Genomic DNA, 22650 nt, shown 5'->3' on the forward strand with positions numbered 1-22650 from the left:
TTACCTATACTAACCAAATCAATAAAATCTATCCTTAAGCGGAGCAGATTAAATTAAAAATATAAAATGAACCAAAATTTACACCAAAAAGTGATCCTGCTAACAGGTGGTGCTAATGGTATTGGCTGGGAATGTGCCAAAGCTTACAGCAATGCAGGCGCGATAGTTTGCATAGCCGATAAAAATCCCATTGCAGCTCAAAAATTAAGCGAGCTGGCTAAGCCCGGTACCTTTATCCAATGCGATGTAAGCCGGGAAGCAGAGGTAAAGGCTGCTATCGAAACTGTGATTGCCAAATATAACCGTTTAGATGCCATCCACAACAATGCGGCTATAGCCAGTCCTTCCAAACCTTTAGACCAAACCAGCGATGACGAATGGGATTTGCTCATGAACATTAACCTGAAAAGTATTTTATTCACCACCCGTCACGGACTACAACATTTAAAAGCCACAAAAGGAAGCATACTCAGTACCAGTTCGCTGGTGGGCAGCATTGGGCAGGATAACCATGCGGCTTATGTAGCCACCAAAGGTGCAGTAAACGCCTTAACCAAAGCCATGGCGTTAGATTATGCTCCCTTTCAGGTACGGGTAAATGCCGTTTCGCCTGCTGCCATAAACACGCCAACATTACAGGCGTGGAGCAACGAACAACCCAATAAAGCAGATTTAACACAATATCTTAACCAATTGCAACCTTTGGGTAACATGCCCAATGGCGATGTAATTGCCGATGCCTGTGTGTTTCTATTGAGCGATGCCGCGCGATTTATAACAGGCACTATTTTGCCCGTAAGCGGTGGTGCAGAATTAGGCTACAGAACCATTATTTAAAATATGATCAACAAAATTAATATCCTCGACAAAAGATTTGAACTGGCTACCGGTGCTGGTAGCGATGCCATACATAAAGATCCGCTATACTCGTATGCTGTTGCCCAACTGGGCGATGAAAGTGGCCTTACCGGAAATGGTTTGGCTTTTACCCTGGGCGAAGGGAATGACCTGGTTTGTAAAGCAGCATCATTTTATGCCGATAAAATAAAAGGAAACGATATTGAAGAACTGATGGCCGATTTTGGTCAGACTTTTAAAACCTTATCCAATGAGCAGCAATTCCGCTGGTTAGGGCCGCATAAAGGCGTGGTACATTTGGGTTTAGCCGCTGTAACCAATGCCTGTTACGATTTATGGGCGAAGAAACGTGGCGTACCACTTTGGAAGTTGCTGATTGATTTAACCCCCGAACAAATTGTAAACACCCTCGATTTATCCTACCTGGAAGATATATTAACCAAAGCAGAAGCCATTGAGCTCTTACAGGCTCATGTAGATTCGAAGAAAAGCAGAGAGGGTATTTTAGCTAGCGGTTACGCCGGCTACGACACCTCGGTGGGCTGGTTTAATTACGATGATGAAAAAGTACGCGAAAATTGCAAAAAAGCCATCGACAATGGTTTTACTGCAATGAAATTAAAGGTAGGCTCAGCAGATCCACAAAGAGATATCCGCAGGGCCAATATTGTGCGCGAGGTGGCTGGCGAAACTTCAAAAGTAATGCTCGATGCCAACCAACAATGGACTTTACCTCAGGCGATTTCGATTTGTAACGAACTCAAAAACATGAATCCTTATTGGGTAGAAGAACCCACACATCCCGATGATGTTTTGGCCCACCAAACCCTGGCCAAAACCATTGCCCCCATCAAACTGGCCCTCGGCGAACACGTACCAAACCGCATTATCTTTAAAAACTATCTGCAAACCGGCTGCGCGGGCTTTGCACAGGTAGATGCCGTACGCGTTGGTGGCGTAAGTGAGTTTATCACTATTAGTTTAATGGCTAAAAAATATGGTGTCCCGGTAGTGCCACATGTTGGCGATATGGGCCAGCTGCACCAACACCTGGTATTGTTTAATCACATTGCCATGGGGCACGAAGCCTTATTTTTAGAACATATTCCGCACCTTAAAGCACATTTCGTAAATCCGATTAAAATTGAAAACGGCGTGTATGTTACCCCTCAGGAAGCAGGATCGAGTTGCGATTTAAAATAACAGCTTATGATTAGTACTATAGATATTGTTATTACCATTGCCTACGTTCTGTTTATTGTAACCATAGGCTTATGGAGCGGGCGCCGCAAAAAGGAAAAGACCGAAAGTTCATCTAACGATTACTTTCTGGCAGGTAAAACCCTGAAATGGCCCATGATTGGCCTGGCACTTTTTGCAACCAATATTTCGTGTTTGCATTTGGTAAGTTTGGCCCAAAGTGGTTTCGATAGCGGTTTGCTTAACGGTAATTTCGAATGGATGGCTGCCTTTACCCTCATTTTGCTGGCTTTATTTTTCATTCCTTTCTACATACGCTCTGGCGTAACTACCCTACCCGATTTTTTAGAAAGGCGCTACAATAAAGCCTGTCGCGATTGGCTAGCTTTTGTTTCCATTATTTCGGCCATTATCATCCACATTGCCTTTTCTTTTCTGGCAGGTGGTATTGTGCTCGAAACCCTTTTTGGCATTAACATGTACACCAGTATTGTAATTATCGCTGCACTTACAGGCCTCTATACCATTATTGGCGGTTTACGTGCGGTAGTGGTTACCGAATCTATCCAAAGTGTGGTGTTGATTGCGGGTGCGCTGATTATCACCTATTTCGCCTGGAACAAAGTGGGTAGCTGGGATCATTTAACCACGGTGTTGCAAAACAATCAGGCAACTGACAAATTAAGTATGATCAGGCCTGTTGGCGATAAAAGCGGATTATCATGGGTGGCTGTATTTTTAGGTTATCCCATTCTGGGCATCTGGTACTGGTGTGCCGATCAAACCATAGTACAACGCGCTTTAGGTGCAAAAGACGAAAACCACGCCAAAGCCGGCGCACTTTTTTGCGGTTTCATTAAAATTTTACCCGTTTTTATTTTCGTTTTGCCCGGCTTATTTGCCTACGTATTGTATAAAACCAATGCTATAGATTTAAGCAGCCTACAGCAAGCCGGAGCAAATGGTACAACCTTAAATACCAAAGGCATTTACACGCTCATGATTACCCAATTGCTACCCAAAGGTTTGGTAGGGATATTAGTCGCAGCCTTATTATCGGGTTTAATGAGCCAGATTGCCGGTGCATTAAACTCAATTGCTACACTGAGTAGTTTTGATCTTTACAAAAGATACCGACCAGATACCAGCGATGTCAAACTGGTAACGGTAGGTCGGCTATCGGCTGCAATTGCTTTAATGGTTTCGTTAGCATTATTGCCCTTACTTAACCAATACACCAGTTTGTTTGAAGGGATAAACGATGTAATTGCCCACATTGCTCCTCCTATTACCTGTGTATTTTTACTGGGTGTTTTCTGGAAAAAAGCTTCAGCAAAATCGGCTCAATATACTTTATGGCTGGGTTCGCTACTCGGCGTTGCTGTTTTTGCCATCAATAAGCTCAATTCCGAAACCCTCATCGGTCAGATTCCTTTCATGATGATGGCTTTTTACCTTTTCTGCGCCTGTATGCTTATGCAGATCGGGTTCTCGTACCTCTATCCTGTTCAGCACACGGCAGAAAGTAACAAACTCTACTGGAAATCGTTTTGGGAGCCCCTGCAAGTTAAAGGCTGGAGTGGCATTGGCAACTACAAAACCTTATCAGCTTTGCTTCTGGGCATTATGGCCTTATTGTACTGGACCTTCAGGTAATTTGAAACCTAAATAAATTGATAACAACAACCAAATATAAACCACATGAAACACACCAAATTTATTTATCTCCTGCTGTTTGGCCTGCTGAGCAACCTGGCCATTGCACAAACCAAAACAAACCCGGCTGTAATGAAAGATTTTATGGACAAACGCTTCGGCATGTTTATCCACTGGGGACCGGTAAGTTTGCGCGGAACCGAAATTGGCTGGTCGAGAGACAAACAGGTTGAGAAAAGTGACTACGATAACCTGTACAAAGAGTTCGATCCTACCCTGTTTAATGCCGATGCCATTGTAAAAACGGCTAAAGATGCAGGCATGAAATACCTGACCATTACCGCCCGCCACCACGATGGTTTTTGTTTATGGCCTTCGAAATTTACAGAATACGACATTGCCCATACTCCTTATAAAAAAGATATTGTGGGTGCTTTAAACGAAGCCTGTAAAAAACAAGGCATCAAATTCTGTATCTACTATTCGGTACTGGATTGGTATCACCCCGATTACCCCATTCATTCTTCTGCCAGCCAAACCATCGACCCGAAAGCAGATATGGGCAAATACATCATCTACATGAAAAACCAGCTAAAAGAATTAATTACCAATTACGATCCATACATGCTTTGGTTTGATGGCCAGTGGGAAAAACCCTGGACAGATGAAATGGGCAGGGATTTATACAGTTATCTTAAAGGCTTAAAACCCGATGTAATTATTAATAATCGGCTGGGTAAAGAATTTGCAGCAATGGAAAATAAAAAAATTGATCATTCGAAAATGGTTGGCGATTATGATACCCCCGAGCAAACCGTTGGCCGTTTAAACATGGATACCCCCTGGGAAAGTTGTTTTACCATTTGTAACCAATGGGCCTGGAAACCTAACGATAAAATGAAATCGCTGAAAGAATGTTTAGCCATTCTTTCCAAAACAGCTGGCGGTAACGGAAACTTGTTGCTAAATGTAGGCCCTATGCCCGATGGTCGCATTGAAGCCCGTCAAATTACACGCCTTAAAGAAATTGGCCAGTGGCTAAAAATCAATGGCGAAGCGGTATACGGTAATTTGGGTGGCCCATATCAACCTACTGATGCTTATGCAACTACCCGAAAAGGGAATAAACTTTTTGTCCATGTGCTTAAAACCGATGCCGGTGCCATTAGCTTAAAAAATATTACAGGGCGAAAACCGCTAAAAGCCTATGTTTTAGGCGGAGACAAAGTTTCGGTTGAGCCAGGTACATCAGATTTTAAAATCAACCTGCCTAAAACCCAGTCAGGAGCTTTACAATATGTTATTGCGATAGAAATGGATGGTGATATTGAAAAAACAGCAGTTATTGATTAAAGATTGGCTATGAAAAATTTTAAAAAGGGATTTTTGATTATTTCAGCAGGTTTACTGTTGCTTACAGCCTGCAACCAGAGCAGTAAAACGGAAACGGCTACAGCGGTTGAAACACCAAAAAATGTAAAACGTTTTGGCGCTGTAACCGGCCTAAAGCCAGATCAGATTGCTTATTACAAAAAACTGCATGCAGCGGTTTGGCCGGGTGTACAGCGAAAAATAACGGAATGTAATATCCACAATTATTCTATTTATTTAAAAGAGATTGACCACAAGTTTTACCTCTTTAGCTACTTCGAATATACCGGAAAAGATTTTGAAGCCGACATGAAAAAGATGGCTGCAGATACCACTACCCAGCGTTGGTGGAAAGAAACTGCACCAACCCAGCTTCCATTACCCGATGCTGCCGCCAAAAATGAAACCTGGAGCAGTATGGAAGAGGTTTTTCATCAAAATTAAAAGATAAAACCGGAGCATGATGCAGAATCATGCCCGGTTTTTATTAAGGTGTTCGACTTATTAGGGCCGTATAAGCCACAATAGCAATACAAATACACGAAATAATGGTCCTGATGCGGTGGAACATACCCCAGGCAGGCTCGAATTTATTCCGCAACGCACTTAATTCGCTAGCACTCATTTTCTCTAAACTGGCACCATCTAAAAGATCATTTAAAGGCACATTACCCACCATGGTAACCAGAAAAACACCGCCGGCATACAACAGCGTAGCTGCCAGGAGTAAATAAAAAGTTAAAGATGGATTCTTCTCATAAAAAAACCAGGTACAAATGGGTAACAATATCAAAGTACCCATAAAGCTGATAAAAAACAGCGGGTTCAAAATGGCGCGGTTAATCGCTTGCATGGCTTGTAAAAAAGAAAGATCAGATAATCGGGTAAGGCCGGGTAAAACCGAGCAAGAATAAGCATAAAAAAGGCCGCCAATAAGTGCTGTAGAAACGGTACTGAGCAAGAGCACCAGGGTTTTCATAGTCATAAAGTGTTTTTTAAATAGCAGATAGTTGAAGTTATTCGAATTTAAACAATTTTGACTAAAAAGCCTGTTCAATTCCGGGAGGGATTACTAAATAAGGAAACGCGAAGGGAAAAAAATCTGCAAATACCATATCTAATTAAGAGCGTTAATTTAGATATGGAAGAGCGTTAATTTGATGAAGACAGGTATAGGTAGATGTATTAAACTGAACGGGAAGATATTGCTTTGAACAACTAAATTTCTTTATTTATTACAATACATCCCGAAGGTCGCATTCGTAATCCATATTGCAAACCAGGTTACATAGATCGGTTTGTTTTCGTTATGGATCGGTGCAATTACGGGTTGACCTCTGCTGCGATTACCACAATATCGGTAGCACGGCAACCAACATTTCCTTTTTCCAGGTTAAACTTAACCTTTGTTCCTACCTCCAATAAAGGCTTAAATAGCCCTTTTAACTGCTGATTATCTGCATAAATCATTTCTGTGCAGCCCTCAGCAGCGATAAATCCGAACCCACGGACCGGATTGTACCACTTAACCACTCCTGTATAAATCATAAGGCATGTTTTTACAATAATTTAGTCAACTTTAATACATTCTGAAAGAAAACTGTATGAATAGTTAGATTTTCGTGATGAAAAGGTGTAATTTCGTTATATATACAAATGCTAGATTAGGAGATGATTAAGTGTATAGCTATAGATGACCAGCAGAGCTCGATTGCGGGACTGGAAAAATACATAGAGGAAACACCCAATATGAGATTAATAGGGAGTTACACCGACCCGCTAACGGCTTTAAGGGAACTGAAGAAGTTAGATCAGGTTGATGTGATCTTTATGGACATTCAAATGCCGCAGATTTCGGGCCTCGAACTTTCTAAAGCTGTACGCGCAAAAACCAGGAAACTGATTTTTACCACTTCGCATACCGAATATGCTTTTGAAGCTTTTGAAGCCGATGCCGATGCTTATTTATTGAAGCCCTATGGTTATGCCAAGTTTGCCCTTACTTTAAACAGGCTTTTCGGCGAAGAAATGGAAACGGGTAGCGAAGAAGCTTATTTCCTGGTTAAAAATAAATCGGAAGATCATAAGGCGGTAATGGTACGCTATACTGATATCATTTGTTTTGAAAGTTTTCACAATTACATTAAAATACACACTAACGACAAGGTAATTATTGCCTACCTCAGCTTAAAAGATGTAAAAGAGCAGCTGAGTATTAAAAAGGGCTTTATACAGTTGCACAGGGGTTACATTATTGCCATCGATCATATTTTGCATATTGATGGCACACGGATTACGCTCAGCAACCACACCAGTTTTACCGTTGGTGATATTTATTATAACGATTTTAAAGCGTTTTTTACAGATAAACTAATTATCAGCAGCCGCAAAAAATAACGGCTGCTGATAATTAGAAATTAAGGCAAAGCTATGCCAGAGGTAGAAGTAGTGTTTGCCGTTGTCGGATCGGAATAGGCTTGTAAGCTACCGTTAGTGAAAGTGTTTTTTTTAAATTTAAATAATGTTCTCCGGATTAATTTTGGTGTTTTCATATTGTCTTTTTTCGAAAACTAGCGTCGAAAACACCCTGTAACAGTAAGTATTATATAGATGGTAAGATTATCATGGCAGATAGGATAAATTGGAAAAATAACCACATAGGAAACTTGTTAATACAATACAAACCTCATCTTGTAATGTGGGCAGTATTTATTTTCTGGGAGTCTATCCTTGTTGGCATTTTTTCTGGCTATATTGGAACATTCAGCAATTATGCCATACATTATCTGGTGAATATTTTTCTCTTTTATGTGCATACCTGGTTATTGGAGAAGGCAGCGATTTTTCCGCGTAATGTCGGTTTAAAAGTAGCCACACTGGTATTGGCCGAAATTTCTATGTATGTAATTGTGGTTTTTTGGTTAGACAACCTACTTCTTGCTTACACCGATATCATAACAATTCAAATGCCCGAGTTTGAAACAAGAATTTTAAGGCTTTCTTCCAGAGGTTTAATGTTCATGTTGTTTTCTACCGGTTATTTCTTTTTAAAGCGCTACATAGGAGAAAAATCGGAGAAGGAACGTATTGAAAAGCAACGTTTTCAAATGCTTATTGAAAAAGAAAAAGCAGACAAAGAACTGGCGATGTCAAAAAATGCCTTTCTTAAAGCCCAGATCAATCCGCACTTACTTTTCAATACTTTCGAATTTATCCATCAAAAAATAAGGCAACACGATCCCGCAGATGCGCAGATCATGATCCATTTATCAGATATGATGCGTTTTGCTGCTAATACTGAGCATAACCACGATTATATTAAACTTCATGATGAAATTACGCAGTGCAAGAATTTAATCAAATTACATGAGTTTAACCAACAACAGGTCTACATTGAATTTGCCTATTCTCCTGATGTCTTAGAAATTAGGTTAATCCCTCTTGTGTTATTAACCATTGTCGAAAATATGTTTAAACATGGCCAGCTTTCAGATCCATACTATAAAGCAACGGTTGATATTTATATAATAGATAGTGTATTAAAAATAGAAAGCCGAAACCTGCCGGGCTTGATAAAAAGCAATGTTGGATTTGGTTCTGGACTTGACAACATAAGAACCAGATTAGATTATACCTATGGCAGCAACAGCCTAATGGAAAGTTTTATTGATGAGGATGGTTTTTATTGCTTGTCTATTTCGATTGAAGAAAGTGCATTAACCAATTCATTTGACGAACAAATGAAGTATGCGGATGCTAAATATTAAGCGGACATAATAAATAGTTTAGATTTGAAAAGCAACAATTTTAAGCATTGGTTAGTTAACTATAGGGTTCATCTTATAGTTTGGTTAATATTTATTACATGGGAAACTATTATGGTACTTTCCTTTGGTAAAGCTGCCGGGAAGTTTGCCAATTTTGTAATTCATTACCCAATCAATATATTTTTATTTTATATAAATGTATGGTTATTAGAAAAAGCTACTGCCTTTCCTAATCGATCGTTCTGGAAAGTTATCTTATTTGTTGCCATCGAAATCTTCGTGTATGTACTGTTTGTTTTAGGCCTCGACAATATGCTCAATGCCTTTACCAATATAATGCCTGGTCCTCTGCCCGAATTTAAAATAAGATTAACCAAGTTAATTTATAGAGGTTGTTACTTTATGATTTTTTCGACGAGCTATTTCTTCTTAAAACGTTACTTAAGCGAAAAAGCCGAAAAACAACGTATTGAAAAGCTACGTTTCCAAATGCTGATTGATAAAGAAAGAATGGACAAAGAGCTGGTAATGGCTAAAAATGCATTCTTGAAGGCACAGATTAACCCGCACCTGCTCTTTAATACCTTTGAAGTTATTCACCAGAAAATAAGACAACACTCGCCCGAAGATGCGCAGGTTATGGTTTACCTTTCGGATATGATGCGTTTTGCTGCCGCGACCGAGCACAACGAAGGTTATGTAAAACTGAGCGACGAAATAACACAATGCCAGAACCTGATTAAACTTCATCAGCTTACCCAGGGACAGGTTTTTATTGAGGTGGCTTTCTCGCCCGATGTTTTAGAAATCAGGTTAATTCCGCTGGTATTGTTAACCCTACTCGAAAATATGTTTAAGCACGGGCACCTTTTTGATCAGGATAACAAAGCAACAATTGATGTTTATCTGGTTGATGGGATGTTAAGAATTGAAAGCAGAAATCTGCCCGGACTGGTTAAAAGCAATATTGGTTTTGGGTCAGGCTTAGACAATATCCGTACCCGATTAGATTACACCTATGGTAATGGTGCCGAAATGAATGCTTTTATGGATGAAGATGGTTTTTATTGCCTTTCTATTGCCATCTGCGAGAAAGCGCTTGCCACAGCTTTCGATAATCAACAGCAAGATCTGGCGGTTAATCACCAGGTCTAGTATGCAAAAAAGTACCGGAACTCATGTGCTCCGGTACAAATCGAGACGGGTATTGATTTAAAAATTATTTTACTGGCAGGTTGGTAAAGTAGTAGACCAATCGGTACTCTCCATATTGGTTAAAGTCGCGGTGTGTCCCTTTCCTGTAGCATCGGCAGCAGTAGTACCACTGGCTTCGTTAAATTTCCAATAGGCTTCTAAACCTGTGCTATTGGTAGCTACGGTACATTTATTATTCTGAATTTGTGTTTGCGTTAATGCTGTTTTCCAAACCCTCAATTCATCAAACAACCCGTTAAACCCACGATTGGCATCGTAACTTCTCGAAATCTGGAATGTTCCGCTGGCCGAAATCGTACCCGTTGCCGATAAACTGGCATCAAGCACCCCATTGATATAGATTTTCATGGTCGCTCCATCGTAAGTGGCCGCCACATGATACCAGGTATTTGCACTCAATGTTGTTGCCGAATTGAGTTTCTTAGCGGTAGTGCCTCCTGTATTTAACACAAACTGAAGTTTATTGTTGGCTAAAGAAGCATCGCCCAGGCGCAATAAAGCCACATTGGCATCACTTACTTCAATCCCCATAATGGTAGAAATGTAGGGCGAAGCACTTTTGAAGGCGTTAGATCTTATCCAGCCCTCTAAAGTTAAACCGGTACCAGCCAGGTTAAAGCTGTTCGAATTTAAGTACTCATTGGTACCATCAAATAACAAGGAAGTATTGCCATTGGCAGGGGGCGTGGTGCCATTGCCATCAATACAATTGGGTTTAACAGCAGTTGCCGAGCTATACAGCGAATTGGAAACAGACGAAAGTTTGGTTTGCGAGTTATTGGCTACATTGTATACCATAACGCTGGCCAAACCATTGTTTTTAACATAGTTGGCTACGGCTGTCTGATCGCTGTTACCCAAATCGGTGCCTAAACCAAGTTTAGCTTTGGGTACACCTGCATTGATATAGGGTTGTAACCTGGTGGCGTAATTGGTAGAGAAATAGGTTTGCTCAAAAACATAATCAAGTATATCACCCAGTTTTTGGCCATTGTATACACTGTTAAAGTAATTGGCCTGGTTAAAGGCTGCCATGGTAATCAGTTTGGTAGTACCTAATCTGGCTCTCAGCGCCGCAGCAGCGAGCACCAGCGAACCATCATTTGCGGTACAGGTAGAATACTCATCGTCGATATCAATACCATCCAAACCATACTGCTGTACCGCATTGGCGCATTGCACTGCAAAAGCATCGGCCTGCGCGTAGGTGGTAAAACAACCCCATCCTGCGTTTTGATGGTTGCCCAACACATCGAGCAATACATTTATACCCAGCGATTGCAGGTAAGCTACTTTACCAGAATTAAGTACATCCTGCACTTGTGGGTTAAAACTCAAGGTTGGTACTCCGTTAACCGAATTGATATTTGCCGCAAAAATTACCGAAATACCGAACAGCTGTTTGGCTGGCGTACCATAAGTATAGCAGCCGGGGTTTACAAAGTTGTTGCTGTTTACTTCCACATAGGCAGTAACAAAAGGACCGGAATTCAGGGCAGAAGCATTGGTCAATGCTTTTAAATCTTTTTTAGTACTAAAGGTACTGGCTGCCTCATTTTGGGTGTTTGCTTTTTTACAGGCGTAAAAAATAGTGAAAACGGCTAGAAGCGCCACTCCCATGGTCATTAGTTTTCTCATAATTTTGATGTTTTTGGTTAGAAATTGTTTTTATTGGTTACAAAAAGAAAAGGCAGACAGGGTTTTAAATCCTGTCTGCCTGCTCTTTAAAAATTGGCTTTATTTACATCCCACCATAATCTGGTTCCTCCGTTATCTGGTCCGCCAAGTAAGGTAACTGCTTTACGTACCTCATCTTTGTTGCCATTGCCATATTCTGCTGTTGGATAAGGCAATCTGCGGATTTGAGTTTGTGTATCTATTGTACCGCCGCTGTAATTGTTGGCTACAGTAAATAGTTTAGGATAGCCTGTTCTGCGGAAATCGGCCCATGCCTCTGCCCCATCAGGAAAAATAGCGATCCATTTTTGTGTAATAATGCGTTCTAATTTTACTTCGTTCGACGCTGTTCCATCCCATTTAACGGTAATGGTACTTACAGCCGCTGCGTTATTGGCCGGGTTTTTCGGATCAACATAAGCCGTTGGTTTGCTTACGGCATCGGCCAGATAAGTACCTGCTGCAACATTCCACTGTTGCATAGAAGTGTTTATACCGGTTTCGTAATTGGTTTGTGCATCGCCGGCACCTGTCCAGCCACGCAAAGCCGCTTCGGCTTTTAAAAACCATACTTCGGCAGCGGTCATTAAAATTTGTGGTGCTTTCTGACCAATCGGAGCCCTCGCATTATCAGGTGTAGTAGCATTTAAACTCGAATAAGTTTTATAACCTGCTTTACCTAAACCATTAAAAGAAGTGTTGGCTCCGGAACGGATTCCAATGTACTGACCTGCAAATAAAGGATCGGTTGCAGGGGTACAATATACCGGCAAACGCGGATCTGAGTACCCTACCAGGTAGGATTGTAAAGCCGCACCCATAGCGTTATCGCCTTCGTAGTTGATGGTTACATTCCAAAGATCGTTATTTCTGTTACCCGACTGGGCCACTGCAGCATTGTCGCTGGCAGTAGTCATTAAACCACCCGTTGCAGCCATGGCTTTTTCTGCCTGCAGCTTTGCGGTTGCCGGATCGACCTTAACAATACGCATGGCCAAACGTAACCTTAACGAGTTGGCCAGTTTAAGCCATTTTGCAGCATCGCCGCCGTAAACCAGGTCGCCTGAATCGAAATAGGCTTTTTTGCCCGGATTTGCAGTAATAAAAGCCTGCAGGTTATTGGCTGCTGTATCAATCTGCTTGAAGAACTCAGTATAGATTGTTTTCTGGTCATCATAAGCTTGCGAAATCAACGATTTACCAGCCTGTGTGTAGGGTATCGGACCAAATTTATCGGTTACCCGGTCCATAGCAATTACCTGCACCAAAAGTGAGATCCCCCACGATTCGGGTGCAGTTGTTTTTAAAGGTGAGATGGCAATCTTAGAAATGGGTGCCATTACATTGGTATACTGATCGTTAAAACCAGCTTCGTTCCAACCATTGTTAAGGGCATAGTTCATGTTATTGATACCGCCTCCAAAAGGTGTCGGCGCCATCATATAACCACTGTATGCATCCGAACTCAGGTTCTGTGCAATCTGATAATTAGAAAATATATTCTGCTGAATGGGGCCAATTGCCGATTTCAACAAAGCTAAACTTTGCTCTGTTGTTGGTAAATTATCGTTGGTATTAAAACTTTCGAAGTTCTTTTTACAGCCCGAGTTCAGGGCTGCTGTAGCCAATAAAACTAAAGATAAACCTTTAATTTTATGATATGCTGGATGATATATCGATTTCATTTTTGTTCGGATTAAAATAAAACATTAAGGTTAAAACCAAAGCTTCTGGTAACAGGCTGGTTAAATACATCGATACCAGATAAACCATTACCGGTTGACATGGTAACTTCCGGATCGTAAGGTGCTTTTTTGTAGAAATAGAATAGGTTTCTGCCAATTAGCGATAAACGCATGCTTTTAAATGTTCCTTTTAAAGGTAAATTATAACCTAATGAGGCTTCGCGTAAACGCACAACCGTAGCGCTGTAAACATACTCGCCGGTTACACCATTTCTATCGCCCAGGAAAGAATAATAGCTTTGTGGGTTAATAGTTGCAGAAACTGCTTTTCCGCTGGCATCAACACCATCTATTTTAACACCGCCTTGTGCCCTTGCGTCGCCGGTTACTTTTGAGGCACCTGCCTGATCCATAAGCGCTTCGGTTAACGAAAGTACTTTACCACCAAACTTACCATCTACTAAAAAGCTTAAGCTGAAATCTTTATAGTTAAAACTGTTGTTCCAACCCAATTGGAATCTTGGATTTGCATTGGCAATTAAACTGTAATCGGCACTTTTAATTGGAAAATATGGATTTGCTGTAGTTCCATCGCCGCTGAATACGATACGGCCGCTTGCATCTTTTTGTAAGGTATATCCGTAAATATCACCATAAGAGCCACCTGCCGCAATACGCGAGATGTAAGCATTGTTACCACCTCCGGTTAAATCGATTGAATTTAAACCTTGTGATGCAGCTACATCAATAATTTTGTTTCTGTTTAACGATCCGTTAATGGCTGTGTTCCAGTTCAGGCCATCGCCTTTTAATACATCAGCACCTAAAGTAAACTGTAAGCCCTGGTTCTGCACATCACCCGCATTTAGATAACCAGTTGCCACAAGGCCCGATGGTGCAGGTTTAACCGGAATGTACTGGTTTTTAGTGTTGGTTTTGTAATAGGTAAAGCTAAAGTTTAAGCGGTTAGCCAGGAAACGCATATCAGTACCAATCTCGAACGATTTTGTTCTTTCTGGTTTTAACTCGGCAAATGCCCTGTTGGTGTTAATGGTAAGTGCACCGCCATTACCCAAAGTATTTTGAATAAAAGTTAAATAAGCTGGTACCGTGTTACCTACTTCGGCATAAGTACCCCTGATTTTGGCAAAAGTAATGGCTTCTGGTAATTTAACCATCTGCGATACGATAAACGATAAACCTACTGATGGATAGAAATAGGAAACATTAGGTGTAAAAGAAAGGTTCGATGACCAGTCATTTCTACCGGTTAAGGTTAAGAAAGCCCAATCTTTGTAAGAAAGGTTGGCATTGGCAAACACGGCCTGCAACTGACTGTGGAAAGCATCGCTGGCTTTTGTAGTACTTAAAACATCAGATGTGTAGTTACCTGCAGTTGCTACAATGGTATTGTTTGGCGTAAACAAATCTACTGCAGAAAGATCGCCGGCTAATGATAAGCCTGAAGTTTTCTGATCGTTAATGCTACCACCAATTAAACCGTTAATTTTAAAGTCCGAATTTTTCATCGGTACCGTAACATTTAAAATCGCATCAGCATATTTCTGGATAAAAGTTTGGGTGTTTTGCGATAAATAACCTCTTCCGTTAGAGTTGAAGTTTCCGTTAATACCTGAATAACGTCTGTTCTCAAAATCATCTGTACTGCGGTCGATATTACCTCTTACCTGAATATTTAACCAGGGTGTAAATTCGTATTTTACGTTTCCACTCAATAAAAAGCGGTTCCTGATTGCTGTATTCGGGTTCATATTGGTTAACCACCATGGATTCTGGTTAATATCGGCACTTCCGCCCAACCAGTTCTGACGTGCGGTACCCACATTATTTGCTAACAGATAGTTATCTTTATAAGGAGTAATATCTACACCACGCGGAAAAAGATACAAACCCACTAAAGGATTGTTGTACAAGCCAATTGAAGGGCTGTTGTTAATCCTTTGGTTAATGTAATTCACTGTTCCATCAACCGTTAATTTGTTGTTTAAAAACTTAGCGGTTTCGCGCAGGTTAATGTTATGCCTGTTTAACTTGTTACCTTCCTGAATACCACTTGCGTAGGTATTGGCATAAGAAAAATAAGTTTGGGCAATTTCAGAACCGCCCGAAAAATTAATTGAATTGGTAGCGTTTGTACCGGTTTGAAAAAATTGATCCAGATTATCGGTGCTGTTGTTAATGGCAGCACCCCAGCTATCCCTTGTAGTGGTAGATGCAGGGCCATAACTATTTTGAAATTCAGGTTTGTAGGCAATTTTATCGAAAGTTAAACTCGAAGAAAAACCAATTTGTGTTTTACCTGCTTTACCTTGTTTGGTGGTAATTAAAATCACCCCATTTTGTGCCTGACTACCGTATAACGCAGCTGCCGAAGCACCTTCTAATACAGTTAAGCTCTCAATATCGTCGGGATTCAGGTTTGAAATACCATCACCGCCATCCTGTCCGCCACCAAATACACTGTTTTGCTGGGCATTGGCGTTACCATTATTGCTGATTGGCACCCCATCAATTACATATAAAGGCTGGTTGTTACCACTTACCGAACGGCTACCCCTTAATATTACCTTAGCAGAACCACCTACACCCGAAGTACTTGGGCTGATGGTCATCCCTGCCACTTTACCGTTTAAGCTGTTTACCAGGTTAGGGCTTTTTACTTTATTGAGTTCTTCGCCACCAACCTGTTGCGTGGTATAGGTCAAAGATTTTTCTGAACGTTTAATACCCAGTGCGGTTACCACAACTGTTTCCAGTTCTTTCGAATCGTTAGCCAGGGTTACATCAATGGTAGTTTGCGTACCTACGGTAACTTCTTTGGTTTGGTAACCAACAAAAGTGAATACCAATACATCGCCGGTTTTGGCTGCAATTTTATACTCGCCATTGGCGTTGGTTTGTGTATTTACCTTGGTACCTTTAACGTTAACGGTTACCCCCGGCACAGTTAAACCTGTTCCATCTTTTACAATACCCTTAATCGGTTCCTGATAATGCGCACTAATCGAATTTAGCGGCAATGCATTATTTGCTGTTTCGGCGGCATATAAACCAGCCGATGCATACAGCAATAAGCATGTGAGTTGTAGTGATCTTTTCATACTCATGGTGATAAGATTTATTATTATTTGGTTAATTGTTATTTATTATGATAATTAGTGTTAGTTAGTTCATTTATTTTAACTGGTTACGGCCAGGCTTTCCCAGCAGCTTGCTGCACCGGCAATAGCAGCCCGTTCATTTAATTCGGAGATCCGCACCGGTATTTCGATGTCGTTCGCTTTAAATTCTTTCAATACATTGGGTAGAAACTTAGCCGAGGCATTACTGATGTTACCGCCAATTACAATGGCATCGGCCTGATTATCTTGCAAAAACAGCCTTAAAAAAGCGGTCAGGTGCTGCGAAAATTCGTCGAATATGGTCCTGATGGTTTCGCTTTCATCATACAATCCGGTTAAACTTTTCACATCGATCATATTTACACCGGTAAGCTGGTAATAGCGCTTTAAAAACCAGCGCGTAGAGAGATAATCTTCGGCAATGCCATCCAGAAATGAACTGCACCAAAGGTTGGCATCGCGCGTATTGCCATCTGTAGCTACAGCCGAGCCCAGGCCAGTACCTAAAGTAATACCAATTACATTGGCATAATCTTTTACGGCGCCGGCAAACATTTCGCCGGCTAAAAAGCAGGCTGCATCATTTTTCATTAAAATATTAGCGGCATCAATACCTAAAGCAGCAGCCAGCATATTTTTTACGTTTAAGCCATAAAATGCTTCGTATTTATCGTTACCGGCAATGTGCGAGATCCCGTTTTCATAATCGAATGGGCCCGGCATCGCAATCCCAATTTTATCCACCTCCAGCCCTGCTTTATCATAAGCCTGCTCAATTGCAGCTTTCCAGTCATTAATAATGGTTTCGGGTTTCCCATGGGCGTCTATCCAGCATCGTGTATAAGATCCTTCGATGATAAGCCTGTTTTCCATATCCATCACAGCCGCCGTAATGTGCGAACCGCCGATATCTACACCCAGAACATATTTATTTGTTGTCATTTATTGAGTTTAATGAGATAAGCAATTAAAAGTTTTAGCACCTTTGGTAAATCCTTTTACCTGTAGAGCGCCGATGTGACTTGAACGATTAGTTTGCGCTTTATACATGATTAAGAGGGGTTTATATTGGCTAAAACAGTTTTTAAGGTTAATTAACGGGTCGAAAAATATGACGGCCTTATATCAATGATCTGTTTTTACGAAAAACTGCCTACAGGCAAATGCATTTTTTTGATAATTATTTTTATTATTACTTTTTATTTAACCAAATAGCGTCGCAGAATTGAAAGTAGCCAAGCCAGATTTTGTTGTTTTATGGGCCAGGATTTGCCTCGAAGATGATATTAAATCATTCGAAGTGCTTTATCGCTACCTGTATAACAGCCTGCATAAGCTTGCGCTTTACTACGTACGCGAGCAGGAGGTTGCTGAAGATATTATAGCCGAAATTTTTGTAAGGTGCTGGGAAAACCGGAAAGAAAGCACTCACATACAGCAACCCGAAAGTTATTTCTTTGTGGCGGTTAGAAACCAATCGTTAAAATACCTGAAAAAAAAATCGGGCACTACTTTTATTGATCTGGCCGAAAATGAAGCCGAACATCCGGTTGAGGCTTATACGCCCGAAAGTTTACTGGAACGAAAAGAATTACACCATAAGCTGGATCATGCCATAGAAACATTGCCTGCACAAGCCAAACTGGTATTCAGGTTAATTAAAGAAAATGGTTTAAAATATAAGGAAGTGGCCGATATCCTCGAGATTAGTCCGCGGACGGTGCAAACCCAGCTATTCAGGGCCATTGCCAAACTCAGGCTGGTTTTAAAAAGTGAAAAGCCAAGCGGTTTCAATGCTGAAATAGGCGAAAAGCTCATCAGTATGGTTATCTTACTGGGAATCATCACTTTTTTCAAATATGTTGTAGGCAATTTTTAAATCTTTAAGTACTATATTAATACACAAGGGTAAAACACACAATGACAGATCAAAGATTTACAGAATTGCTTGGCAAACAACTGGCTGGAGAACTTTCACCTGAAGAATCGACGGAATTTAAATCGCTGCTGGCTGCTAATGCAGGTTATCAGCAGGAATATCAATCGTTAAGCACCTATTTTTCGAAAAAAGAAGCACCAGGCCAAAATATTGATGAAGTTTTTGAACGCATTACTACCAGGATTAGCCCTATTGAAGAAACTGCGGCACAACCCTTAAAAACACAAGCAAATTACAGCATCTGGTTAAAAATTGCGGCTGTAATCGTCTTAGCCACATGTGGATTTTTAATATACAAAACATTTTTAACTACAAGCCAACCCGCAAATGAGTTGGTTTGGAACCTGGCCAGTACGCCAGCAAAATCGGTTAAAAAACTAACGTTGGCCGATGGTACCACCGTAACCCTTAATGCAGTTTCCGATCTAAAATATCCCGCAAATTTTACAGGCAATACCCGCGAGGTTTATTTAAGTGGAGAAGCCTTTTTTGATGTAACAAAAGATGCAGCGCACCCATTCATTATCCATACTGATAAAATACAGGTAAAGGTTTTAGGAACAGCCTTTGACGTGAAAGCCTACAAAAACGATGCTTTTACCGAAACAACCCTAATTAGAGGCCGTGTAGAAATTCAGCTAAAAAATAACACCACCCAGAAATTTATTTTGCAGCCTAAAGACAAATTTGTGCTGGATAACCAGAAAAATGAAGGCAGCATGCAACGCCTCACTTACTATGCTGAGGAAAATCCGAATAACATCATAGAAATTGCGTGGATAAACAATATGCTTACTTTCAAAAATATTGATTTCGCTTCTATCTTAAACCAATTGGAAAGAAGATACGATGTCAAAATCATTTGCAAAGACGAAAAGCTAAAAAAACAAAAATTTACCGGCCAGTTTAAACGGGAAAGTGTTTCAGACATACTGAATGTCCTCGGCTCAGTTGTACCTTTTAATTACGAAAGAAAGGGTCAAACTATCTACATTTACCCTTAATTTTGTTAAACCGAGGTGATGATTTGTTTTTATGAGGCTGATTTCGAAATTGCTTTTTTTATTATGCCTGTGCTGTTGCCTCAATAGTTACGCGCAAACCCGGGTTAGCCTTAATGTAAAAGCGGTAAGTTTCGAAAGTATAATCGATTCTATTCAGCACCAAACCAAATACCGTTTTGTTTTCAGCGAATCGAAAATTCCGCAGCGCCTCATTACCCTAAAAGTACACGATGCCGAGGTTACCCATGTTTTAACTCAACTATTAAAAAATACCGGCTATACCTATGCCCTGCTACCCGATCAGCTGATTGTAATCAGGCAACTCGAGAGTCGACCTGCTCTGATCGATACTGCAACGAACCTCGAAGAAGTGGTTATAACGGCTCTCGGTATTAAAAAAGATAACCGCAAAATTGGCTATGCCGTAACTGTAGTGCCCGGCGAAAGCCTCACCCAGGCGCGTGAATCTAACTTTATACTTTCGCTGCAAGGGCGTGTCGCCGGTTTAAGCATTAACGGCACTAACGGTGGCCCTTCTTCTTCGGCACGGATTTTACTGAGAGGAGCAGCCAGTATGAGTGCTGCTTCGCCCCTGTTCGTCATTAATGGCCTGCCCATCGATAATAGCATTCGTGGTAGTGCCAACGAATATGGCGGGGCAGATTACGGCGACGGGATCAGCAACATTAACCCCGATGATATTGAAACGGTTACTATCCTGAAAGGTTCGGCAGCATCGGCATTATATGGCGCAAGGGCAGCAAACGGAGTAATCCTGATTACCTTAAAAAGCGGAAAGGAAAATGCCAATTCATCCTTTGAATACAATTCCAATCTTGCTTTCGATAGCCCGGTAAATAACACTGATTTTCAGTATGTGTATGGACAGGGTACACAAAACAAACTTCCGGCCGATTTTTATGGTGCTACTTCTACAGGCATTTCGAGCTGGGGCGAAAAAATGGATGGCAGGCTTTCACCGCAGGTAGATGGCTCATCCAAACCTTACCTTCCTGCTAAAAACAACATCAGCAATTTTTACCGCATTGCACCTGCCTTTACCAATACCCTTTCATGGGTTGGCGGTACTAAACGCAGTATTTACCGTGTTTCGGCTTCTAACCTAGATCACAGTTCTATCTTAAAAAACGGCCACCTGAACCGCAAAACCTTTAATTTCTATGGTTCTTTCGATCTGTCGAAAAAGCTTACGGTAAGTTTTAACAGCAATTATATTTACGAAAACAACAAGAATAAAAGCTACCTCAGCGACGGGCCTTTAAACGCCAATTATGGTATTGCTGCACTGGCTACCAGTTTAGACGAATCACTGCTGGCACCTGGCTACGATGAGTCTACAGGCAACGAAAGTCGCTGGAACGCCGATGAATATAAAACCAATCCCTATTTTCTGCTTAACCGCCAGGCTGATTACGCCAAACGCAACCGCTCCATTTCGTCGGGTTCGGTAAAGTACCGTTTCAATAACTGGCTGGCTGCACAAGGCAGGCTGGGTTATGATGTAAGCAGTGATCAGCTGCTCAGTATTTTACCAACTGGAACCGCATTTTCGGTAAATCGTCAGGGTGGCATCAACAAACTCGACACTTTACATACCTCAGAATTTAACACTGACCTCTTACTTACAGCCAACCGCAGTATCAGCGAAAGCTTAGATTTAGATGTTTCGCTTGGAGCGAATTACCGCGAAAGAAACGGCTCGACGGATAAGATTGTAGGGTCGCAGTTTATTATCCCATATTTGTACACACCCGAAAATCTGATCACCAAAAACAGTACACATAGCATTTCGAAAATCGTAACTGAATCGGCTTACTTTACTGCCGATCTGGCCTACAAACAATTGCTAAACTTCTCTTTAACGGGTCGTTACGATGTTTACTCCACCCTGCCAACAAATAACCGGGGAATATTTGTTCCGGGTATTTCGGGCAGTTTTGTCTTTTCAGACCTGCTTTCCATCAAGGGATTAAGTTTTGGTAAACTTCGCTTAGATTATGCCCGAACCAGTGGCGAACCCACTACGCCATACACCACGCAAATTTACTACGCCTCGAACGATAATATCAACGGCGTACCTCTTGGCGATTTCGCTAAAGACTTGCCCAATTATAATTTAAAACCTTTTACACTTGATGAATATGAAGCAGGACTAAACCTGAAGTTTTTTGAAAGCAGGCTTACCTTCGATTTAACCTACTACCACCGGGTAACCAATAACGAAATTATTAATGCCAGGCAATCGGTTACCACTGGTTTTACTTCTGCTTATGTTAACCTGGGCAAAACACGCAACAGCGGAATAGAAACAGCTATTACCTATACACCTATCCTTCAAAAAGATAAGAAGTGGGATATCGATTTTAACTTTACCTACGTTAAAAACACTTTGTTATCCATAGATGGCAATAGCAACTATACCTTAACAGGTGCTTACCGCCCTTTAAACGCCAATACGGCCCTGGTGGTTGGCAAGCCGATTACACAAATCATGGCTTACGATTATAAGAGAGATGCATCAGGTAATATTATTGTGGGCACAGATGGCATTCCCAAACGCGGCGATTTTGTTCCCATGGGTACCACTATCCCACCCTTTTATGGCGGGATCAATAACCGTTTTACCTTCAAACAGTTTCAGCTCTCTTTCCTGATCGATTTTAGGTTTGGCAATAAAATTTTATCGGCGACAGAGAATTACTCGTATGTAAACGGACTGAACAAAGCCACCTTGGTTGGTCGCGAGACTGGAATAGTGGCTGATGGTGTTTACGAAAACGGCACCAAAAATACCACTAATGTTCCAGCTTACAGCTACTACCCCGAACTGGCCAGTAACATATCGGCCTTATCGGTGTTGAATGGTAGTTTCATCAAATTCAGACAGGCTACGCTGGGTTATGTTTTTAGCCCAAATGCGCTGCTCAAAACTCCGTTTAAGAGCATTTCTATTGATTTAGTGGGCCGAAACCTGTTTACTCTGCTCAAATACACTAAAAATATCGATCCGGAATCTGAATTTTCGCCGATACTGGCCTATGCGGGCATAGAAGGTGCTTCGTTACCTGCCACGCGTACATTCGGGATCAATTTTAACTTTAAATTTAAATAACA

General features: G+C 41.1%; 17 protein-coding genes. 11 read left to right on the forward strand and 6 right to left on the reverse strand.

The features are described 5' to 3' along the window. Nucleotides 1–66 precede the first annotated feature (66 nt). Genes BLR37_RS02195 through BLR37_RS02215 form a run of 5 tightly spaced genes read left to right on the forward strand, consistent with a single transcriptional unit; the run spans nt 67 to nt 5529 of the window. Nucleotides 67–837, forward strand: coding sequence for an SDR family NAD(P)-dependent oxidoreductase (locus tag BLR37_RS02195; protein WP_090763982.1), 771 nt, complete (start codon nt 67–69; stop codon nt 835–837). Nucleotides 838–840: 3 nt separating this feature from the next. Then, complete coding sequence (locus tag BLR37_RS02200) at nt 841–2061, forward strand: enolase C-terminal domain-like protein (protein WP_090763985.1); 1221 nt, start codon at nt 841–843, stop codon at nt 2059–2061. A gap of 6 nt (nt 2062–2067) precedes the next feature. Next, nucleotides 2068–3714 (forward strand): sodium:solute symporter, encoded by a 1647-nt coding sequence (locus BLR37_RS02205; RefSeq protein ID WP_090763988.1) that lies wholly within the window; start codon nt 2068–2070, stop codon nt 3712–3714. Nucleotides 3715–3759: 45 nt separating this feature from the next. Beyond that, nucleotides 3760–5067 (forward strand): alpha-L-fucosidase, encoded by a 1308-nt coding sequence (locus BLR37_RS02210; RefSeq protein ID WP_090763991.1) that lies wholly within the window; start codon nt 3760–3762, stop codon nt 5065–5067. 9 nt (nt 5068–5076) lie between these two features. Continuing rightward, a complete protein-coding gene (locus BLR37_RS02215; RefSeq protein WP_090763995.1) occupies nt 5077–5529 on the forward strand; it encodes an L-rhamnose mutarotase in 453 nt (150 codons plus the stop codon). 43 nt (nt 5530–5572) lie between these two features. On the opposite strand, the gene BLR37_RS02220 is transcribed toward BLR37_RS02215, so the two are convergent. Together BLR37_RS02220 and BLR37_RS02225 are read right to left on the reverse strand one after the other, a co-directional pair. Next, complete coding sequence (locus tag BLR37_RS02220) at nt 5573–6070, reverse strand: anthrone oxygenase family protein (protein ID WP_090763998.1); 498 nt, start codon at nt 6068–6070, stop codon at nt 5573–5575. Nucleotides 6071–6408: 338 nt separating this feature from the next. Further along, nucleotides 6409–6633 (reverse strand): cold-shock protein, encoded by a 225-nt coding sequence (locus BLR37_RS02225; RefSeq protein ID WP_090764001.1) that lies wholly within the window; start codon nt 6631–6633, stop codon nt 6409–6411. A 123-nt stretch (nt 6634–6756) separates the two neighbouring features. Here BLR37_RS02225 and BLR37_RS02230 point away from each other — a divergent pair, with 123 nt between their 5' ends. The 3 genes from BLR37_RS02230 (at nt 6757) to BLR37_RS02240 (ending at nt 10007) form a co-directional block, all read left to right on the forward strand. Next, nucleotides 6757–7482 carry a LytR/AlgR family response regulator transcription factor gene (locus tag BLR37_RS02230; protein WP_090764004.1) on the forward strand — a complete coding sequence of 242 codons (726 nt, stop codon included), beginning with the start codon at nt 6757–6759 and terminating at the stop codon, nt 7480–7482. Between the two features lie 299 nt (nt 7483–7781). Continuing rightward, nucleotides 7782–8852 (forward strand): sensor histidine kinase, encoded by a 1071-nt coding sequence (locus BLR37_RS02235; protein ID WP_167356534.1) that lies wholly within the window; start codon nt 7782–7784, stop codon nt 8850–8852. Between the two features lie 111 nt (nt 8853–8963). Then, nucleotides 8964–10007, forward strand: a complete 1044-nt coding sequence (locus BLR37_RS02240) for a histidine kinase (RefSeq protein ID WP_090764010.1) — start codon at nt 8964–8966, stop codon at nt 10005–10007. A gap of 69 nt (nt 10008–10076) precedes the next feature. Here BLR37_RS02240 and BLR37_RS02245 read toward each other — a convergent pair whose 3' ends face one another. From BLR37_RS02245 to BLR37_RS02260, 4 genes are all read right to left on the reverse strand, one after another. Beyond that, nucleotides 10077–11705, reverse strand: coding sequence for a LamG-like jellyroll fold domain-containing protein (locus tag BLR37_RS02245; RefSeq protein ID WP_090764012.1), 1629 nt, complete (start codon nt 11703–11705; stop codon nt 10077–10079). An 86-nt stretch (nt 11706–11791) separates the two neighbouring features. Then, the gene (locus tag BLR37_RS02250) at nt 11792–13429 is read right to left on the reverse strand and encodes a SusD/RagB family nutrient-binding outer membrane lipoprotein (RefSeq protein ID WP_039476524.1); all 1638 of its coding nucleotides are present in this window, start codon (nt 13427–13429) and stop codon (nt 11792–11794) included. An 11-nt stretch (nt 13430–13440) separates the two neighbouring features. After that, nucleotides 13441–16551 (reverse strand): SusC/RagA family TonB-linked outer membrane protein, encoded by a 3111-nt coding sequence (locus BLR37_RS02255; protein ID WP_090764013.1) that lies wholly within the window; start codon nt 16549–16551, stop codon nt 13441–13443. 78 nt (nt 16552–16629) lie between these two features. Then, on the reverse strand, nt 16630–17514 hold the full coding sequence (locus tag BLR37_RS02260) for an ROK family protein (RefSeq protein ID WP_090764016.1): 885 nt from the start codon (nt 17512–17514) through the stop codon (nt 16630–16632). 283 nt (nt 17515–17797) lie between these two features. Here BLR37_RS02260 and BLR37_RS02265 point away from each other — a divergent pair, with 283 nt between their 5' ends. Genes BLR37_RS02265 through BLR37_RS02275 form a run of 3 tightly spaced genes read left to right on the forward strand, consistent with a single transcriptional unit; the run spans nt 17798 to nt 22648 of the window. After that, nucleotides 17798–18451 carry an RNA polymerase sigma factor gene (locus BLR37_RS02265; protein WP_090764019.1) on the forward strand — a complete coding sequence of 218 codons (654 nt, stop codon included), beginning with the start codon at nt 17798–17800 and terminating at the stop codon, nt 18449–18451. 41 nt (nt 18452–18492) lie between these two features. After that, nucleotides 18493–19515, forward strand: a complete 1023-nt coding sequence (locus BLR37_RS02270; RefSeq protein ID WP_090764022.1) for a FecR family protein — start codon at nt 18493–18495, stop codon at nt 19513–19515. A gap of 49 nt (nt 19516–19564) precedes the next feature. Then, entirely contained in the window at nt 19565–22648 is a 3084-nt protein-coding gene (locus BLR37_RS02275) for a SusC/RagA family TonB-linked outer membrane protein (RefSeq protein ID WP_208599584.1), read from the forward strand. Nucleotides 22649–22650 lie beyond the last annotated feature (2 nt).

The organism is Pedobacter soli, from assembly GCF_900101435.1.
Taxonomy (GTDB): domain Bacteria; phylum Bacteroidota; class Bacteroidia; order Sphingobacteriales; family Sphingobacteriaceae; genus Pedobacter; species Pedobacter soli.

Excerpts from the sequence above, each read along its gene's own strand:
- BLR37_RS02195 (WP_090763982.1), top strand. The coding sequence starts at position 67 with ATGAACCAAAATTTACACCAAAAAGTGATCCTGCTAACAGGTGGTGCT.
- BLR37_RS02200 (WP_090763985.1), top strand. The coding sequence starts at position 841 with ATGATCAACAAAATTAATATCCTCGACAAAAGATTTGAACTGGCTACC.
- BLR37_RS02205 (WP_090763988.1), top strand. The coding sequence starts at position 2,068 with ATGATTAGTACTATAGATATTGTTATTACCATTGCCTACGTTCTGTTT.
- BLR37_RS02210 (WP_090763991.1), top strand. The coding sequence starts at position 3,760 with ATGAAACACACCAAATTTATTTATCTCCTGCTGTTTGGCCTGCTGAGC.
- BLR37_RS02215 (WP_090763995.1), top strand. The coding sequence starts at position 5,077 with ATGAAAAATTTTAAAAAGGGATTTTTGATTATTTCAGCAGGTTTACTG.
- BLR37_RS02220 (WP_090763998.1), bottom strand. The coding sequence starts at position 6,070 with ATGACTATGAAAACCCTGGTGCTCTTGCTCAGTACCGTTTCTACAGCA.
- BLR37_RS02225 (WP_090764001.1), bottom strand. The coding sequence starts at position 6,633 with ATGATTTATACAGGAGTGGTTAAGTGGTACAATCCGGTCCGTGGGTTC.
- BLR37_RS02230 (WP_090764004.1), top strand. The coding sequence starts at position 6,757 with ATGATTAAGTGTATAGCTATAGATGACCAGCAGAGCTCGATTGCGGGA.
- BLR37_RS02235 (WP_167356534.1), top strand. The coding sequence starts at position 7,782 with ATGTGGGCAGTATTTATTTTCTGGGAGTCTATCCTTGTTGGCATTTTT.
- BLR37_RS02240 (WP_090764010.1), top strand. The coding sequence starts at position 8,964 with ATGGTACTTTCCTTTGGTAAAGCTGCCGGGAAGTTTGCCAATTTTGTA.
- BLR37_RS02245 (WP_090764012.1), bottom strand. The coding sequence starts at position 11,705 with ATGAGAAAACTAATGACCATGGGAGTGGCGCTTCTAGCCGTTTTCACT.
- BLR37_RS02250 (WP_039476524.1), bottom strand. The coding sequence starts at position 13,429 with ATGAAATCGATATATCATCCAGCATATCATAAAATTAAAGGTTTATCT.
- BLR37_RS02255 (WP_090764013.1), bottom strand. The coding sequence starts at position 16,551 with ATGAAAAGATCACTACAACTCACATGCTTATTGCTGTATGCATCGGCT.
- BLR37_RS02260 (WP_090764016.1), bottom strand. The coding sequence starts at position 17,514 with ATGACAACAAATAAATATGTTCTGGGTGTAGATATCGGCGGTTCGCAC.
- BLR37_RS02270 (WP_090764022.1), top strand. The coding sequence starts at position 18,493 with ATGACAGATCAAAGATTTACAGAATTGCTTGGCAAACAACTGGCTGGA.